Origin of the sequence: Sinanaerobacter sp. ZZT-01 (assembly GCF_035621135.1) — a bacterium.
In the GTDB taxonomy this organism is placed as follows: domain Bacteria; phylum Bacillota; class Clostridia; order Peptostreptococcales; family Anaerovoracaceae; genus IOR16.
Genome location: NZ_CP141728.1, coordinates 3,174,177 through 3,192,794 on the forward strand (window position 1 = coordinate 3,174,177; position 18,618 = coordinate 3,192,794).

An 18,618-nucleotide genomic window follows, 5' to 3' on the forward strand; every position below is an offset into this window, starting at 1 on the left:
CTGCCTCCTATCTCTTTATTAATGTAATATGAATTTTGCCATTATACTCTGCATCCAATAACCTTGCTGCTTGCGTTTCTGTGACTATGAATGTTATGGTTTGGGGTATTGCATCGACGGCATCAGCTTTGGATGCTTTGACATCATCCACACTAACTGCATCTGCATTTTCAATATCGTAGATTTCAAGATTCTTTAAAGATGTCTCAAAGATAACCTGAAAGCCCGCATCTGTTTCTCGGACTGTTCCAACATTAACAATGTCACCTTTTTGTAAATGAGAGGCAAGCCCCGCAGCATTGGATTGTAATGTAATGGTGGTAAGCTGTTTTCCCTGTTTTACAATATTTTCGATGATAGGATCCGATACAAAATCACCAATTTTTGCATCGGTAATATAATCACCGGCAAGTAAATCCACCTTTGCAACTTTTCCTTCTACCTTTTGTATGCTTTTTATAATACCTGAAGGCAATCCATACGCTCCAACTTTTTTTTCAATCACTTTATTTGCTTTAATGATCTCCCCTTTTTTAATGTTCTCTGCAACTGCAACAACCATTGCCGTATCTGCTTGCTGCTCATAAAGCTTTGGTAACACGACAAAGGAAAGTATTGCTGCCAGTACAATGCATAGCAAGCTTAATAGCTTTTTATTTTTTAGATATTTCCCGGGATTTCTCCGAAGCTTTACTTTCTCTTGCAGTTTTTCTTTTTTCTTAAATAGCATAGTTCCTCCTATTTTTTTAATAAAAAAGGAAAGGTTTATCCTTTCCTATTTCACACGAATTAACATTGCTTCGATGCTCTTATTGATAATGGTAGCGACCTCTGCTCTGGTTGCTGTATCAGACAATTGCAAGCTCCCTCCAATTCTTTCTATTAGGATGCCATTGTTCTGCATCCAGGTTACCGGATCAGTCTCTTTTTCCACTTCCACGCCGGAATGCTCTGCAAATTGATATAGCATCCTGGCCAGCTGTTCCTTGGTAACAGCTGCTTCCGGTCTCACAAGGTCTTCTTCTCTGGCAATATACTCTTTTACCCAAGCTAAATCTGGATCATACCATTGTCCCTTATTCGTTGGTAGCTGATCCGCTTTATATCCATCCAATCGATGCAAAATAGCGGCCATCATTGCGATAGTCATGGTGTCATCCGGTGCAAATCGTTTATCGCCTATTCCCGCAAAGATTTCTCGGGATGCTGCTTTGTCAATTTCCTGCTTTGCCCAATGTGTATTTGTATCAACAAAGTCCTTGCTATTGTCGATAAACTCAAACTCTGCATCTCCTGTTATCTTGACATACAGCTTACCCTCCATAATTGCCTGAAAAGATGGGATGGTATTATTAATGACATTTCGAGCTACTTTGTTGTCAAGCATCGGAATTACCATATACATGGCATCATGAGATTGGTTTACTTTAACCCTAATGTTACCATTCTCTCCTTCTGATAAAACAACATCTGATTTTCCTAAACGATCCTCCCCTTTCACTATGACCTCTCCGATTGGTTTCTCCGCATTGGGTTTACTACTGCTCGGCTTTCTTACCACAGTAATTTCAAATTCGCATTGTTTTCCTTCATAGATAATTTTAATGGTCTGCTTTCCTAAAACGGAGGAATCAAACGGTAAAATCATATCCTTTGTTACCTTAACCGTCTCTTTGCTGTCGTCGGCTCTTATTACTTCAATTGTTGCATCGTTCAGATCCAGCGAAGCGTTTTGTACAACAATAGCTCCTGGTGAGGTAAGCAAGGTGATTTCAGTAACTGGAGCTTTCCCAACTTCTATTTCAAATGTATCGCTGCAACCTTTGCTGCTTACAGTAATCGTCTGTTTTCCTGTCTGTTTCGCCTCATAGCCGGTTGCTGTCACTTGATCCAATGTTAGCAATTCATCTTTTCCATTATCATAATACATTCGAATGGCACTCCCACTTAGATCTAACGGCTCACTCCATTCATATTTCACTTTATCCGGAACTTTTTCAACGATAAGCTTAACCGGTGATTTTTTGATTACTGTAATCGGCTGCTGGCAGGTTACGGTTACATCATTTTCATAATATGCTATTGTTACTAAGGTTTGTCCTAATTGCAACGCAGCACCATCAGTAGAAGATAACTCTTTTGCTATATCGAAAGTTCCATTATCGTAAGTAACCTTGACCGAAATGCCGTCAAAGTCAAATGGTAGGTCTTCAATATATTGTAATTTTGATGGTGGTGTCATGATTTCAAGCTTAATAGGTGATTTTGCTTTTACTTTAGCCTTATATGTCGTTGTAAATTCCTTATATCCAACCTTTATCTCTATCTCCCCTACCTCAGAACCATGAGTGATCACACTGGCTTCTGTTAATGGAATTTCTTTTGTACTGCCATCATTAAATTCCAAAGCAAGCTCCCCTCCGGTTAAGTCGATATTTACTAACCCTTCAAGGTACTCTACTGTCTCCGGCAGCTTACTCACATGAATTCCTGTTAATTTTGCTACTGTAATCGGAACATCGGCATAAGCCGTACCACCATTTTCAGAAAATGTGACGCGAATACTGTTTACCGAAGGATCTAAATTTGTTTGCTTAGAAAGCGTATAGCCTGTTACTTCCTCTTGATGACCATCTGCATAGATGGCTTGTACAACCATTCCTTCCGGCTCAAAGTCCTCATATTCTTTGTAATGTGCCTTATTTGGCTGCTTTACAATAACGATACTGGTTAACTCTGGGTATTCCTTCACCGTTTTATATACTGTGCCCGCATAGTTCTGCTGATATATTCTTGTGTCTGATGCTGGGATATATCCTTGTCCCTCATACATACCACACTTAAATACTTTCCCCTGGTTAAGACAACTGTCTTTTTTACAGTTGACGCAGTAACCAGCCCCGTGCCCATGACCGTAGGTGGTAGTATACCCACACTTCCAACACACATAATTATATGTCTCGCAACTGCTAGTATGCACATGCCCTGGACTCCCTGGGTTATAACTGCCACTCTTGACAAAACTGGCTCCATTTTTGTCAAGTGATCCTTTATATCCATCCGCATCTGTATATTCCATCTTTTGATCAAAACTATTGTTAGAGCTTGTTTTTGAGTCAGTAACCGCCTTACTTAAAACTTTGTCAACGCTATACCCATACGCTGTACTACGATCAAAATCTAAAACAGTCATCGCCTGTGCTCCTACTGCTACTAGCACTGCTAATAAGACGACTCTTATCCCATATTTTTTGTTTTTCAATGTATTTCCTCCCCTCAATTAAATAAAAAAGAAAAAGCTGCTTTTCTATCCTTTCCTTTTAGCCTTTCTCGGTTTTGCTCGATTCCCAACCACATGAGCAATATTTCTAGTGCGGTATCGGTTGAGCTACAAAAATTCAAATTGTATTGTTTGGCAATCCGATCCGTTAATCCTCGAATTGAGAATATAAAGGTTTCCAAATTATCAAATGCCGGATTATTTATGAAATAATTTAACTTTCCGGCATTCCATTCATCGGAAAATCCAACTGCAATTTTATAATTGCAGCGGAAAAACTCTTCAATCTCATATTCCTTTTCAGTTAATCGGTCTGTTTTCAATTGACCCGTCGGTAAAATATCAAACAAATTACCAAAGTCTAAAAGAATAAACTTATAATCATTCTTATACGCTTCCAAAAGCTTCAGCCTTTTTTCTCCCGGTGCAGGAATTATATAAGCGGCATTTTTTTTCTTATCAAGGTAATGCAGATCAATTTTATCATCCATAGAAATGACCGCCGTATCATAGCCTAAGCTTTGCAAGTTCTCTGCTAAAGAGATTGCCGTTGTTGTTGCACCAGCTCCACGAGCTAAATTAAAAATACCAAGCGTAATCTTTCCCATTAGCTTGGCATCAGTTGGTACCATTATTTTTTTCTCAACAATCTTTTCTACAATTTTCTCTACTTCCACAGGGACCTCTTTGATAACCTCCTTTTCCACTTCAATTGGTACCTCTTTTATTACCTCAATCGGAACCTCCTTTTCAACAATTTTTTCTATCGGCTTTTCTATAATTTTCTCAATTGGCTTTTCCACTTCACCTACTTTTTCAACAATCTTCTCAACTACCTTTACTGATTTATTAGACACAGGCATAGAACGATTTTTAATTTCCGGCATAATCTCTGTGAAATTGTAGTTTCCATCAATTGCATAATACAGGTTATATACTCCATAGCCAAAGGCCCAATTTTTAAATTGTTCATCCGGCTTTTCATAATTAATGAATAGGCTGATAAATATCTCTTTGTCTACCTCACGAATAGCTTTTATTACCTCTCTTTTTCCATCCTCAGTACCTACAAGTGCTGCATCGGAAATAAGGACGATATCTGCACGCTCTGTCTGAATTCCCTCAATGATTTCTTCAATCAGCACATAATCCTTATCAATTAAGTTAATCCCATATTGATTAAAGACCGGAATTAATTGCCGTACATTTTCTAAGCTACCAAGCATTGCTAATGCCGTAGCTTCCGATTTCTTTGCCAATCTCATGCCTCCTTATACTTTAATCTTTCTTTACGGTCAGTTGTAATTAACCGTCTCTCACTTTCAAATGGCATAAAATTCACCGTTAAGTGATTGTTTGCGGCATATAGTAAACCATGACCACGTTCAAAATGCGTAATGCGCATAGTTTCCTCTTCTGATAACCCTAATACTCGCTGCAACACCATTGCCTCGGTTTCTTCCATTTGCAATGCAATTTTTATCTTTGACTGATTGACAATTGCTTTTCCTGCGTCACTCTCCAAATCTTGAATGTCTTGTGTCGATGCAACCGCACTGCCGCCGTAACCCCGTATAATTTTCCAAATTTCCATAATGTAAGCTGATACAAGCGGGTCTGCTTTCTTTCCGGCAACACGCCAAATTTCATCTAAGAAAAGACAAATTTTTTGTGTTAAATCTCCTTTGATTCGATCCCAAAAAATATCTGTGATTATTGTCATTGCCAGACTGATCCATTCATCCGGCATGTCAGAAATATCGGCCACTGTATAAATGCTGTCTAAATCTACATTTGTTTGTCCATTAAAAAAAGACATCGATCCGTCTACAAATGACTTTATATCTTCTCGTGTTGACTCAAATTCCAATCGTCCTTTCATTGCTTCGTATACATCAGCCAAGATAGGCATTTCTTTCCGCTTTGGTGTCAAAGATATGATGCCAGGCTTTCTTATAAAAATGCTTGCATTGTCATCCATTTTAATACCTTTTTTATAATAGATCTCACCAACAAGGTCTTCTAACTTATTCAACATGGATTTATCAATGCCTGGCAACATTAAGCGGTGCAGCATACGCAGTTTCTGCTGTTTTTCTGCAAGCCAGCTTTCTTCTTTTCGTTCAATGTTTTTTGTCTCTCTTATATCGTACATATTAACTGTATTGGCTGATCCTGCCGCAAAGCGAAAATAATTGCCTCCAACTGCTTCACATAATTTACGATATTCATGTCCTTTATAAGGACAGATCATCATAACTGGTATTTTCTGCATTCGAAAACGGTCTGCAATCATCTGTGCTGTAAAGGTTTTACCCGATCCAGAATTTCCTGTTAGCAACATGTTTGCATTGGAATACTTTTCAGAATCAAAAATATCAATAATAATTTGGTTGTTATCCTTTTCATTGATGCCCATAAAAATTCCTTCTGCATCAGATATTGAAGAAGAGGTAAATGGGTACATTGCACAAAGTCCAGAGCTTAAGATATTACGTTCCGTCTGCTTCTTTATTTGTGGGTGAAATTTTTCTGCATCCAAAGGCAAAGTAGAAAGAAAGGCTTCCATCTGACGAAAATCCGCACGCTTGCAGAATATATCCTTTCCTGCCATAATGCCTTCCACCATGCGTAACTTCTTATCCAACATTTCTTCACTTTCAGCGGTTACTTTTACAATCAGATTAATGTACCAAAATTCATCACCTTCCGCTAATTTCTTTTTCATGTAGACAGAATGTGCTGCGGCATTTTCCTGTAATCCTGAATCCACTTGGTTTTCTCCACCTTTTTTCCTTTTATAATTTGTAAAGCCTAAATAATGAGTAATATCTTTGACGGCTTCCGCCTTATTGACAGGAGTATGATTTAAAAACAGTTCAATACCTTCTCCTGCATTCAGGAATTCTCCTAAAAAATTTTGTGGTATTTCATACGAGAGATTGATGCAAAGCAGACAAGCTACATAGGCTCCATCCATTAATATGTATCTTGGATCCGTCACCTCGATACCGGATGGATAAATAAGATCTACATATTTCTTCTGATTGCTTAAATAGCGATTACTTTCCTGTTTTTCTTCTAAATTGAGGCTTATCAATCCCGTATTTTCTCCTGTACTTTTTTTCTTTTTTATTCCAAGCATTAAAGCTTCACCATCCTTAAACGTTCCGAACTTTTTATATTAAAGAGTTCAAATAATATTTGTGCAGTAAATCGATTTTCTTCGGACAAATTAGGAATGACCGTATCATTACCGCATTTGCGAAATGCGTCTACAAACTGGGTCCTCTTTTCGATTAACCATGCTGCTGCATCATTGAAATCAATCTCCTTAAAAGAAAACCCTGCTGGTACCACATACGGTATCATCACAATAAATCTCTTTTTCACTGCACTCTTGTAAGATACATCGGATACAAATTGCATATATTCCTGAAGCATCTCCCTCACAGTTTCATTCTCTTCTGTCATAAGGTGTTTTCTCATATGATCCAAATGTGCTTTTGCATCAGCTCGTCTTGCAAAAGTATAAATCTGAAAAGGTGTTTTTACTTTCTTTAAAAGCTCCTCATAACTTTCAATGATATAATTTTTTTCTCCCTTCGATTTTAAATCAAAATTTACGGGTAATACCTCCAGTGGTAAGGTGTAGCTGTTTTCACAAACAATAATTCCACGTTTTATATCCTTAATCCCAATTAACTCCTTAAGGTTTAACTCTTTTTCTTCGTGCGATTTGTTTTCTTTTCTCCACTTCATACCAATACCTCCCTTCACCGCCATAATAAATGCGCCGACTCTTAAAAAAAGTAAACATATCAATCATAACTCGATCCAATTCAAATAAAAAAACACCTGCAGGAGCTCCGATAAGAAAAACCCCTAAAAAAGCCTTTACTGTAATCGGAATGGGCAAAATGCATAAAATCAATGTAATGGGCACAATACAAATCAGGGTTTTCTTTATTTGTTCTCGCTCAAATAAATTTAAAATACGTCCATTATTTTTATAGTTATGAGGTATGATGTAAGTCCGACTCTTTTCTTTCTTATCCTCCATCTTCTCATCCTTTCCTATATCCACGTAAGTGGATTATCCACTTTTCCATTAACTCGGACCTCAAAGTGTACATGCGGCCCCGTTGAATCACCCGTAGAACCGGAGAAAGCAATGACTTGTCCCGTTGCTACTGTCTGCCCTTTTGACACTGCAAGCGATCGATTATGTGCATAACAAGTAACAATATGCTTTCCATCAATCATTCCATGATCTACGATTACATGGTATCCATAGCTGTTCCCATATTTTGCAGTGATCACTTTTCCCGCATAAGCTGCCTTTACCGGTGTCCCACTTGCTACTTCCAAATCAATTCCGGAATGGAATTTCCTTTTGCCTGAAATTGGGTGAATTCTCCAACCAAATCTGGATGTCAATCGACCGCCGTATATCGGTTTTGAAAGCTGACCGTTTCCAATGTGTTCAAAGCTCCCATCTTCCGATGCTCCATCCTCATTACTGCCAAGTGCATAATCACCCATATAATAGTTGTGCATACTTAATGCAATTGTCTGTTGCTCCTCTGTTAAACCGATTTCCGTTACCACTTCTTCAAAAGGTTTTATTGTAACAATAAGTCCCTCCTGTTTAACAAATGCCCGTGCTAATGATCGTATTTGACTCTTGTTTAGCTTATCTTGACTCATGTACTCCCCATATTTAGCTGAATACAAAATCAGGATGTCTTGGTAATCAATCTCTAAGTTGACATCGGCAACTACGTTTTCTCCACTATCTTCATTACCTTTCAAAGAGTCTATCAAGCTTTGTAAAAAGCTCTTTTTTTCTTCATCCGCCTCTACAATCTCATTTTTTGCAAATAGGGAAAGTTCTTTATACTGATCTTCCTTATCCTCTTGAAGCATCGATTGCATGATGATTCCTGGTAAGGACACTATGATACTTGCCAGTACGATAACTGTAACAATAACCCCTGATAGAACCCCCAAAAGGAGCCTCCAGTTTTTAATGGATTGTACAGCCGCACTAACATAATTACCACAGGCTGCCTGTGCTGCAATCAAACCAAGCTTGATCCTTTCTTCGTTGGTCATAATTATCTCCTAAACATGGAACTGGCATAGGACCCTAGCATAGCAGTACTCTGTAATTTACCTAAAGCACCTTGCATATCTCTTCCAACTCCAATACCAAAGCTCATATCTCTTATAATATCCTCCAAATTATTCGCTATCGATACCACTGCAATGGTCAGCATGATTCCAAATACACCAGTGGCATGCCCTGCAGGCCCATTTGCTCCAACTGTTACGGTTACTTTAACCGTCTGAATAGAAAGCTGCATAATGACAAAACAAATGGCTTGCAACAATTGTATTGCGATGTTGCCAGCCATTAATTTTACAAATCCATGCCAAAATCCACTCGTTGGTCTAGATACCATACAAGCAGCTGCCAAAGGGCTGCATAAAATTAAGAACCCGCATAGCACCAACCGCTTAAACATTCGATAAAAAAGGCCAATGCATTTAAAGATTAAAAATAACACCAGTACAATGTAAATAATATTGCATGACATAATTACTGTCAGCAATTCATAAAGTGCCAGCCCATCGGATACATCTGTAAACGATTTTAATATCATGGACATAAAGGAACTGCATACTTCCACGCAAAGCAGCAATATATCTTTTATGTAATATACAATAAACATAGCAATAAAAGATTTTAAAGCTATGTGCGTCGGCTCATCTGCTTCTACCCCTAACCCTAAAAACATACTTTTTAGAGCTTGCCACATGATAATTAACAAGCATAATGCCATACCGATTGCGGTCATTACAGGATACATACTTTCAATCCAAGGCATCTGACTTAATGTTTCGGGTGATAACGCCACCATTTCCAGTAGCTCTAAAAATGGCTGTAAAAGCTGCGTCACCGCATCCTCGAAAAGAAAGGCAAAGATACCTTTTACAACCTCTCCTATATTCATATTTATTTTCCCAAACCTTTCAATTTAAGTACTTTGCAATCGTATTTGCAATTAAACCGACTCCATTTACTAGAGTCCATCCAATGATGGATCCGGAAGTAAGTTTATTGGCAAACTCAATTTTCTGTACATTACCGCCGCTGAATGTTTTCATCAAATGGGCAATCCCAAGTGCAACGGCTAGCGCAGCCGTACTAATTGCTATAAAAAATACTTTAAAATCATTGATTGCTGCCTCTCCTGCTGAAAACACATCTTTGGCAGCGTAGGCAGTAACAGTCATTCCAACCATCATCCCGACTGCAACCATAGTTATCATATAAATTCTTTTCATTTTTTCTCCCTCACTTCAAGCAAATTAATTATTATTGGTTTTTCTTCTTTTTCAATCCTTTCTTTTTCTTCCGGTTTTTCTTTACATTCCTCATTTCCTTTATCTTTTTTTCTGTTGCAAGTGATCTGTGAAATTGGTTCCTTAAAATAAGGCAGTAAATGTACGATAAATGGTTCATTCATTCCTTCTGCATTTGCTGTAAAAGCAACCGCTTTAAATAATTTTAAAGTCTGTGTAAAGATTCTCTCTTCAAAAACAAAATCTCGTTGAGTCGTAACATTGATACTCTCTGAGATGGATGATTTTTCACCGGTCAGCTTTCCAAGTACCTTACTTTTTTTTGCATCGTTCGTACTTTCCGATATATTTTTGCTGTATCTCTCTTTTTCCTCCTTTCCCGTTAAAAACTGTGCAACCTTTACAGTCAATTCATCATCAGTTCTCAACCATATCTTATTTACCAAATTTTGATGCAAGGTTTCAAATGCTTCTTTGTTTCCAAGTGTCTGTAATATGGACGTATAGCTTTGTGAACTGACAATACTGCAACACTTACTTTCTCTTGCCAGTCCATAAAATGCCGCATCGTTTGCAGTTACATATGTCTGATATTCGTCTGAAATAAAAAATACCGGACGTTCAGTATTTAAACGGCTACAATCTGCGGTTCGCTGTTCTACCTCCGATTGGAAATCCATTTTTAAATAGGCAGCAATGGTTTTTGCTACCTTTGGATACTTTGCTGCATTCATCGCAAGAACCACAATTTTACCTTGATTGATTACCTGCTCAAATCCTTTGAAACTCAATTCTTCCGGATTAGGACAGAACGCATTATGTATTTTCTCACTGGATGCAAAAAATCCGGTCATTTCTGTTACACATGATTTAATTGTCGCAATCGTCGTTTCCGCTTTTGAAGAAAATTCATTTAAAAAATAATTGGTACAAGCATAGAAATCAAAAGGCGGTACTTCTTGCTCCATTTCATATAACCGTTCCAACCTCTCCTCCAAAAACTGTTGATTTGTAACTAAAGCATTTACATCTGCTAACGTAACATAACCGTTATTCGTAAGCCGCATTAATCGAATGCACTCTGTCATCATCTGTCCTGCTTTGGTATTCCAGAATGCCTCTTTCTTTGCTCCAGCTGAAAACAAATCAATGACATATCGACTACGTTCCGCCAAATCAACCGCTTCCATATGTGGCTTATGTAATGGATTATACTTATTTTGTTTTCCATCAATATGTATCAACACCACATCATCTGATCTACCACATTCTTCAGCATAAGTTAAAAGCTGTTTATAGAAATTCCCTTTTACATCCAATATCAACATCCCTGCTTTTTTCTCTGGATTCCATGATTGATAAAACATAGCCTGCTTTAAGAAAGAATACATCACCGAAGCTGTCTTTCCGGTTCCAATGGTTCCCGTAATTAAGAAATTCTGATACATTGCTGTAGAAGGAACCACTAAATACTGTGGCTCTTTTACCTTATCTAAATCAAACTTTCTGTGTTTTAGTCCAATAATTAATTGGAGGTTTTCCGGATCCCATGGAAATGGTGGGAGCTGTACATCCTCCTCATCAATTTCTTTTTTTATTGGCTTTTTATATAAAAACCGTTCCAAGAAACTAATATAAAAAATGACACTCATCAGAAAGATTCCGATCAATGTCACCACTACATAGATTTTTCTTAAAAGCTCCATCCCCTCCGCCGTTTGAATCAGCGTATGATTTTCATTTAAGATGTTTATTGTAAACTCAGAAAGCTGAAAAAATCCCTCAGAAAACCGGAAATGTACGCTATAAAAAATAACTGCCATAATACTACTGAATACCCATTTTTGACTCAACACATCAAATAAATCAATTTCCTTTTTTTTCATTAGCTTTTCCCACCAAATCTTTAATCCCTCCTTTCATACTTTTCGCTTTTTTCGCTATAGCGACACCCCCCATAACCGCCGGAAGGTTTACCTTCCGTGCAGCCCCATTTGGGGCGTGGTTTGGGTGGGTGTCGAAGCCCTAAACGCAACTAAATACTAATATATTAAAACTGCCATCCAAATTGAAAATCTAACTGGCAGGAAAGAAAAAGAATTATCCGAGCGAACTATCCATTTAAAATTTTCCGCTCGGATAGGTTGTTTTTCTAATTTACACCTCATTTTTTACCTTATTTCACATTGATAATTGCGATTTATACTTTCAATTTTTATATTGACCAAACTATTATTATTCTCGAATTTTTCCTTATAAATCTTTTGAAATTCATATGCTCGATCGTCATTTTCTACTGCAATAATAAAATGAAATACATCAATCTTAGCACTAAGCATCCGCTGATAACGGTTTAATAGAGTATAAATCTGTGAAACTATAGAATAACGTATGTTATCGACATATAAGAAGGTAATACTTTGGTCTTGTGTAAATGTATCTAAAATATATTCTTCCATCTGTATAGAAATGGTGTCCTTATTAATTTTCTTGGGCAGATGATAACTTGAATACCCTCTTTTTCTTACATACGTTGCTCTCTCATCTGATGAAAAAAGAGAAATTGATTCACCTTGTCCAGCTAAATTAAATAAAAAATGAGATCGCATTAAATAACGTCTCATTGCAAAAGCTTTATGTACCTTACGCATGTATGCTTCCGGTCTTCCAAAATAAGCACATGCTTTCTTTGTTACCTGATAGACATTTGGTTCTCGATGGCTCACGAAATATCCCCTATTTCTTAAGTAGCCTTTTCTTTCTAAATTACATATAATTCGGTAGCATCGATCTTGAGTAATATCTTTTCGATATAAATGAAGGATCTCCTTTGTAACATATCCACCATACCCTACGATGCGATTTAAAATGTCATATTCACCTTTTGAAAGCATAGATTCCTCCCTTTAATCATCGATAATTAAGCAATTCTCTTTGCCACCTCATTTTATGTACCTTCCCATCACGAGAAAGTACAAACAAGTATATTTGTTGTGGTCTTGTCCTTTTATTGGTATTTTGAGTCAATACTTTAGCCACCTTTGCAGCTTGTCTTACACTATTGCAATACCATGACAAACTTCCTCTTTGCATCCCACCTCTTGCCAGCTTATTTCCTTGTGATATCTTTTTGATTTTACTCAAGATCGTTTTACCATCATAACCACAATCAATTTCAATATCATGTACCATCGTTTTTAAAGAATCTTTTTCTTTATATTCCACTCGTAAGTCGGGATAACCATATAACATATGACCATGTTTTTTTGCATCCTCATACCGCATCTGTCTATCGTTTTTGATATCGAGAATTTCTGCTCCACGCCTTTGAATATCTTTTTTAAACTCTTGATACGCTGTATATACCAACATATCATGCTCGACTTCTTCTTTTCGAGATTCTAGTTTTGTCTTATACCGAACTACATCTTTTCCTACTAACATCTGATTTGATAAACGAATACCTGCTATATCAAACACATAGATGCCCAAATCCGAATCCTTCTTTAATACCCGTCGTTTTACTAAATAGGTAAGATCTGTATAAGCTAAATCTTTATTATTGTTATAAATATACCTTGCTATTTGCGTAAAAGAAAGATTTAAAAACACCCGCATATCAACTACAACCTTTTTCTGTTCACTTGTTAACGCTTCTAGTTTTAACTCTCGATCTCTTGACCACTTAATAACACGATCAATTTTTAGAATTAAATCATCTTTGGGTTTTCCATCAATAATTAACCCAGCATCCTCCAACGTTTTAATTCTCTTTATAATACTTCCTGATTTTTGATGCCGTTTCAATTTTTCCATGCTTATTTTTCCATCCGTTAGAACATCTTTGATATGACGATCAAAATAAGTAATCTTTATTGCTTGAATCCCTTCAGTATCATTATCTTTTTTTATATGTTTTGTCTGAAAGGGAATATTCCTATCCAAATAAGCCTTGCTTTTATCTGTAATTTTATAAACACCCTTATCCAAGCGTTCCAAATAACCATTTTCATATAAATTTCTTAACATCTTAGTAATCATATCTTTTTGTCTTTTAGCTTCATATTCTTTTTTTCCATCATGCTCTCTTTTTAAATCTATGCTGTGAATGATACCATCTACATTTTTTTGTAATAACTTGATATGATTTTTCCCTGGTGTCCAATCCTTTTTTAACAGTAAATCAAAATCGGAAATGAGACGGTATCCTCCTATTTCTTTTTTTAATATACCGGCATTCATCATTTTCTCTAACGTAGTTTGATTCCAAGAGATTAATCGCCGTTGCATTTTTTTATCATCTGGATGCTTTTCTATCACTTTTCTTTTGTATAAATCTAAATCATAAAATCCGTTGTTTTTCCTAGCATCCTTTAATATCGTATAATGAACTCTTTCTAGTTTGAAATTTAGATCTAACTGCGGTTTTTCCAACTCTCTTTCAATCGGTCGTTCAATGTCCATGATTGATTTCCTTTATTTCCAATATGTTGATTCCCTCCCGTTGCCGCAATTTTAATTTATCGCCTTGTACTCGATAAGTGAAAATTTTGATCAGAATCTCTAATGAAAAGCAAAGAATAATAAAACTGCAGATCAAAAGCATTATCGCACTGTAATACTCTGGATGAGTCTTGGGCCAAATATCCTGCTTTGCAATTATTATGGTGAAAAGGAGCAGAAAAGGATAAGCCATAATGGTAAAGATAAACTCCTTTCTCTTCACCAATGCTTTTATTTTTTTTACTTTCATAATATTAACTCCTTATTTCTTGATTCCAATAAAAAAAGAAGGTCCTCATTATAATCCTTGTTACGAGGAAGTTCTTCCTTTATTATATAATTTTTATATTCTTGTTTAATCCGCTTTAAGCAAGCTTTTCCGGCATCATCATTGTCGGTACAAACCTTAATGCTCTGAATGCCCGGATTGGTTTTCAAACATTGTTCTAACGCTTCTAATGCAGTTCCTCCTAGCGACTGCAATGTATCCTTACAATCCCTATGAATGGTTAAATACGACAATGCATCAATGGCACTTTCAAAGACACAAACTGTGCTGCTGCTTCCAGTAATGGAAAAAGCATATCGTTTATCTGATCCGGATATTTCCCCTGCAAAACGTTTTCTTGCTATGGTTCCTCTCCGAAATACATATCTTGCTTTTTGTTCTTTGTCATAACCAAAGAACAAGGCATTATGCGTTTTGTATTCTTCAAAAAGCAGCTGCTTCTTAATTAAGGTTTTAATAATAGAATAGTCTATCCCGCGCGTTTGATTTAAGTATGCAATGACACGATTGTAATCGGGATTGATTTGTGGAAGTATAAGTGACGATTTTTTTGATAATGCCCTATGATTCCAATCTAAGCAATTCTTACTTAAAGTTTCATTCTGTATAACTGTTTCTTTTATCTTTCCCGTAAATTCCAAAATCCTTTTTACTGACTCCGTAAAGCTTAAACCTTGATATTCCATTAAAAAGTCTACTGTATTACCTCCTTTTTCTTGACTATTCCAATACCATAAATTCTTACTGATCAGTAAACTATCATGGTCTACAAATCGGTATTGGTCATTCCCTTTTGATTTTCCGTCATACCGAACTTGAATTCCCATTGCCGTTACAACTTCCAATAAATCAGTATTTTTGGCAGCTTGGATTTGCTCTTTGGTATAATAGTTTTTCATATAAGCTCCTTTCTTCCCCTATTAACCTCTCACAAACAAATTTTAGTTTAGTTGATGTAACCTGCAATCATTTACCGTGTAACATGATGGTTTTATGTTGTGCTTTTTAATCCACTTGCCAACCGCTTCATTAATCATTTCTGCTAAGTCAAGTTCTTGCTCATTCGTTATTGAATCTAAACCCGATTCAGCATATTCCCCGCAATCTTCATCTAAATTTTCTTGCATAGATTCAATTATTTCTTCTTCGTTGCTATTCCATTTAAGCTTGGGACGGACAGCAATACCTATCCAAACTTGAGAAGCCTCAGGTTTATCCAGTTTTGCATCTTTTATTGCCTCAGCCTCAGATTCGTAAAAACCACCATAAAAATCTTCTCCATTCCAACTGTAACAATAATTTTTCTTTTCCATCTGTGGGAAAATCTCTTTCTCTGCAACTTCCGGCTCCACAAGGTTTTCTCCTGCAATTTTTTCAACTATATTTTCAACTTCGCTTGGTTCTAGTCCAGTCTCTTCATAGTCCAGTAGTTTACAAGCTACTCCATACATTTTCTGGTCTTCATTTTCTTTATTCATTCCTACCTCCTTAAATTCTAACGTTTCAAAGTAAAACCTTATAGGTTCTATATGTTCTTTAACCAATCCATACTTTAATGCAAGCCTATAATTAAAATTCTTTTGAAGATTATTCATCATAGTTGTTGTTAAAGTATTTCTAAAATCCTCTAGCGTCATTGTGGATTTATAAAAATTACATTGTCTGCAAGTTGGCAACAAATTTGATATATCGTACATTTCCTGCTCTGTCATTGTTTGCTTAATATCTAAATTTGCATATACTGATTTAACATGGTCTACTTGCATATCCTTGTATTCTAAATCACATCCACAATAAACACACTTATGATTGAATTTATTATGTAGTTCAATTCTCTTTTTCTTTGGTATAGGCTTATGCTTTGACATAATCATTTTCCTTTCTGCTTCACAGCTAAATTCTAATTTATTATGCTAAAGATTTGATATATTCCTTTAATGCAGAAATAATAATCTTTTGAAGTATATCCTCGTTTACTTCGGATAATTTCCTTACCTCTTCTTCCGATAATTTCTTGATGTTTTTTTCCACATTACGAAGTGCTTTTTTATATGTAGGTCTTGGGGGATGTTCTTTTGTTTCCTGCGCTGGCGGATTCAGAATAGCTTCTATGATTGCTTTACTTATCAAGTTTTCTTTTTCATCTTTTAGTGACACTGCTAAATCAGATGTTATTTTTATTCTTTCATTATTCATTAATATCTCGCAGATCCATTGCTGTTGTTGCATCGATAAATGCGATAAATCTGCTCCTGCATAAATCGGTATCTGTTTATCATCCACTAAATCCAACAGTTCTTGATTTAATTCATTTAAGCGTAAATAGCAAGCAACCTTCTTGACTGAAATACCATTTAATGCTGCAACCAAGCCTCTTGCACTCCATTCTTTTACTTTAGGCAGAATATGCCTAAAGCTCTTGTCAATGGAATCTGGTGAAAAATCACGTTGCTTACCTTGCTGTTTTAGTGCCTCGACTTGCAATTTGTACGCATCAGCCATCTCAGATGGCAATATTTCTTCACGGTGTTCTAAGTTCGTGTCAGTAGCGATTAACTTTGCATTCGCATCATTGACATTAACAATGACTGCTGGTACTTCCGTCAGCCCAGCTAAACGTGCTGCCATACACCGTCGATGCCCAGCTAATAGTTCATAACGCTTGATTCCATCCCTAAGATACTGACGTAAAATAACTGGTTCTAGTACCCCTTGTGCTCTAATCTTATTCGCTAATTTCTCAATGCCTTTATTTACAGTTTTTTCGAAAGAATGGTGAAAAGAAAATAGCGGATCAATTAAATCTAATGGTACAATCGTAAATTCTAATCCCTTTGAATCAACATTGTCTGATATTCCGAGCAACAAATCAGTTACACTCTTCGTAGTTGTTTTCTTTTCTGGTGAGGAAAAAGTTAACCTATTCTTAAAATCATCCTTAGCCATTTAAAATTTCCTCCACCAAGCTTTGATATTCTTTTGCTTGTTTACCGGATTTTTTGTACGCATAAATGCTCAGGCCGCGCATACTGGCCTCCGCCACATCTACGCCATGACTGATTCTCGTCTGTAATGTTTCCACGCCTTTTTCTTCTTTCAGGCACTCCAATCCTTCTTCAATAAGGCGTGTATGATTGATATGACGATAATTTGTAAGTAATATTCCTCGATTTCGCAACTTGGGGTTGATGTTTGTTTTTATGGTATTTACAGCATCCGTAGCATCATCCAGGCCACCAAAATCTAAAAAATTAGCACGCATCGGCATAATTACTTCATCGGCAATTGCTAACGCACTGGTATTATAAATACGTGTGCTCGGCGCACAATCTATGATGATATAATCATACTTGTCTTTTAACGGTTCTAAAACACCGCCTAAGGCTTGCCCTACTTCTAAGCCTGAAAAAACCTTTTTGACCGTATCTTCAATGGTATCCAAAAATGCATTTGCAGGAAGAATATCAAACGGATCGCTTTCTACCCTATGTAAATATTCCTCAGTATTTGGAGCAATATTTCTCAATACATTGAGGAGCGGATCAGCAAGTGTGCTCTGTAAAGTATTGGGTGTTAATCCCGCATGCTTGGTACTACCCGCTGTTGGATCCACATCTACCAGTAACACTTTTTTACTTTTTCTTGCTAATCCCGCCGCCAAATTAAAAGCGGTAGTCGTTTTACCGCCACCGCCTTTTTCAAACCAGATTGCAATGATTTTTGATTTCATTTAAATTTCCTCCTTACTTCGCTTCTTTATCTCTTCCAACTTCCGTTCTGCTTCTTCGCATGTCGTACAAAGTATGTCTTCCTCTGCCGTAGCTCCTCCAATTTCCGACGAAGTTTGGAGTCTATGATTCCATTTTTCAGCTTGCATTGCTTTATTCTCCGCGTCGTTATTGTCTAGACTGCAATTATATCCGTCAGTTCGACAGTGACAATTGGTGCAAACTACTGTGTAAAAGTTTTTTGGGTTTGCGAATTGCCGATATTCCGCTTCTGCGCCGCAGAAGGGGCAAGGTTTTAATTTATTCATGCTAGGTCTCCTTTCTCTCGCATAAGCCTCTCCAAAGCTTTCCAGCTCTTTGGCTTCTCGCATTTATGTACCGGCATCATCATGCCCCTGTCCAATATCGTCTAATAACCTAATCCACATTTTGCGCTTGTAAAGTCG

General features: G+C 36.7%; 18 protein-coding genes. All 18 read right to left on the bottom strand.

Translation table 11 applies throughout. The annotated features are described in order from the left end of the window. Positions 1–7 precede the first annotated feature (7 nt). Positions 8–730 carry a Flp pilus assembly protein CpaB gene (gene cpaB / locus U5921_RS15315; protein ID WP_324824326.1) on the bottom strand — a complete coding sequence of 241 codons (723 nt, stop codon included), beginning with the start codon at positions 728–730 and terminating at the stop codon, positions 8–10. A 45-nt stretch (positions 731–775) separates the two neighbouring features. Then, positions 776–3,262, bottom strand: a complete 2,487-nt coding sequence (locus U5921_RS15320) for a bacterial Ig-like domain-containing protein (protein ID WP_324824327.1) — start codon at positions 3,260–3,262, stop codon at positions 776–778. A 14-nt stretch (positions 3,263–3,276) separates the two neighbouring features. Further along, positions 3,277–4,539, bottom strand: a complete 1,263-nt coding sequence (locus U5921_RS15325; RefSeq protein ID WP_324824328.1) for a hypothetical protein — start codon at positions 4,537–4,539, stop codon at positions 3,277–3,279. Positions 4,540–4,541: 2 nt separating this feature from the next. Beyond that, positions 4,542–6,425, bottom strand: a complete 1,884-nt coding sequence (locus tag U5921_RS15330) for a hypothetical protein (protein WP_324824329.1) — start codon at positions 6,423–6,425, stop codon at positions 4,542–4,544. Further along, positions 6,425–7,042 (bottom strand): hypothetical protein, encoded by a 618-nt coding sequence (locus tag U5921_RS15335; RefSeq protein WP_324824330.1) that lies wholly within the window; start codon positions 7,040–7,042, stop codon positions 6,425–6,427. Before U5921_RS15335 ends, U5921_RS15330 begins: the two co-directional genes overlap by 1 nt. After that, positions 6,990–7,343 carry a hypothetical protein gene (locus U5921_RS15340; RefSeq protein ID WP_324824331.1) on the bottom strand — a complete coding sequence of 118 codons (354 nt, stop codon included), beginning with the start codon at positions 7,341–7,343 and terminating at the stop codon, positions 6,990–6,992. The genes U5921_RS15335 and U5921_RS15340 overlap by 53 nt, the downstream gene beginning before the upstream one ends. Positions 7,344–7,357: 14 nt before the next feature. Further along, the gene (locus tag U5921_RS15345) at positions 7,358–8,398 is read right to left on the bottom strand and encodes a M23 family metallopeptidase (protein ID WP_324824332.1); all 1,041 of its coding nucleotides are present in this window, start codon (positions 8,396–8,398) and stop codon (positions 7,358–7,360) included. Between the two features lie 2 nt (positions 8,399–8,400). After that, positions 8,401–9,300 (bottom strand): conjugal transfer protein TrbL family protein, encoded by a 900-nt coding sequence (locus U5921_RS15350; protein ID WP_324824333.1) that lies wholly within the window; start codon positions 9,298–9,300, stop codon positions 8,401–8,403. Positions 9,301–9,319: 19 nt separating this feature from the next. Next, on the bottom strand, positions 9,320–9,634 hold the full coding sequence (locus U5921_RS15355; RefSeq protein ID WP_324824334.1) for a hypothetical protein: 315 nt from the start codon (positions 9,632–9,634) through the stop codon (positions 9,320–9,322). Continuing rightward, complete coding sequence (locus U5921_RS15360) at positions 9,631–11,538, bottom strand: type IV secretory system conjugative DNA transfer family protein (protein ID WP_324824335.1); 1,908 nt, start codon at positions 11,536–11,538, stop codon at positions 9,631–9,633. Before U5921_RS15360 ends, U5921_RS15355 begins: the two co-directional genes overlap by 4 nt. Before the next feature lie 285 nt (positions 11,539–11,823). Beyond that, positions 11,824–12,546: a hypothetical protein gene (locus tag U5921_RS15365; RefSeq protein ID WP_324824336.1), complete on the bottom strand. Its 723-nt coding sequence runs from the start codon at positions 12,544–12,546 to the stop codon at positions 11,824–11,826. Between the two features lie 16 nt (positions 12,547–12,562). Then, on the bottom strand, positions 12,563–14,086 hold the full coding sequence (locus tag U5921_RS15370; protein WP_324824337.1) for a hypothetical protein: 1,524 nt from the start codon (positions 14,084–14,086) through the stop codon (positions 12,563–12,565). Between the two features lie 19 nt (positions 14,087–14,105). Continuing rightward, the gene (locus tag U5921_RS15375; RefSeq protein WP_324824338.1) at positions 14,106–14,405 is read right to left on the bottom strand and encodes a hypothetical protein; all 300 of its coding nucleotides are present in this window, start codon (positions 14,403–14,405) and stop codon (positions 14,106–14,108) included. Next, positions 14,402–15,343 carry a toprim domain-containing protein gene (locus U5921_RS15380; protein WP_324824339.1) on the bottom strand — a complete coding sequence of 314 codons (942 nt, stop codon included), beginning with the start codon at positions 15,341–15,343 and terminating at the stop codon, positions 14,402–14,404. The genes U5921_RS15375 and U5921_RS15380 overlap by 4 nt, the downstream gene beginning before the upstream one ends. A 42-nt stretch (positions 15,344–15,385) precedes the next feature. Beyond that, positions 15,386–16,312 carry an HNH endonuclease signature motif containing protein gene (locus tag U5921_RS15385; RefSeq protein ID WP_324824340.1) on the bottom strand — a complete coding sequence of 309 codons (927 nt, stop codon included), beginning with the start codon at positions 16,310–16,312 and terminating at the stop codon, positions 15,386–15,388. 40 nt (positions 16,313–16,352) lie between these two features. Continuing rightward, entirely contained in the window at positions 16,353–17,390 is a 1,038-nt protein-coding gene (locus U5921_RS15390; protein WP_324824341.1) for a ParB/RepB/Spo0J family partition protein, read from the bottom strand. Continuing rightward, on the bottom strand, positions 17,383–18,174 hold the full coding sequence (locus U5921_RS15395) for a ParA family protein (protein ID WP_324824342.1): 792 nt from the start codon (positions 18,172–18,174) through the stop codon (positions 17,383–17,385). Before U5921_RS15395 ends, U5921_RS15390 begins: the two co-directional genes overlap by 8 nt. Continuing rightward, positions 18,175–18,480, bottom strand: a complete 306-nt coding sequence (locus tag U5921_RS15400) for a Lar family restriction alleviation protein (protein WP_324824343.1) — start codon at positions 18,478–18,480, stop codon at positions 18,175–18,177. Positions 18,481–18,618 lie beyond the last annotated feature (138 nt).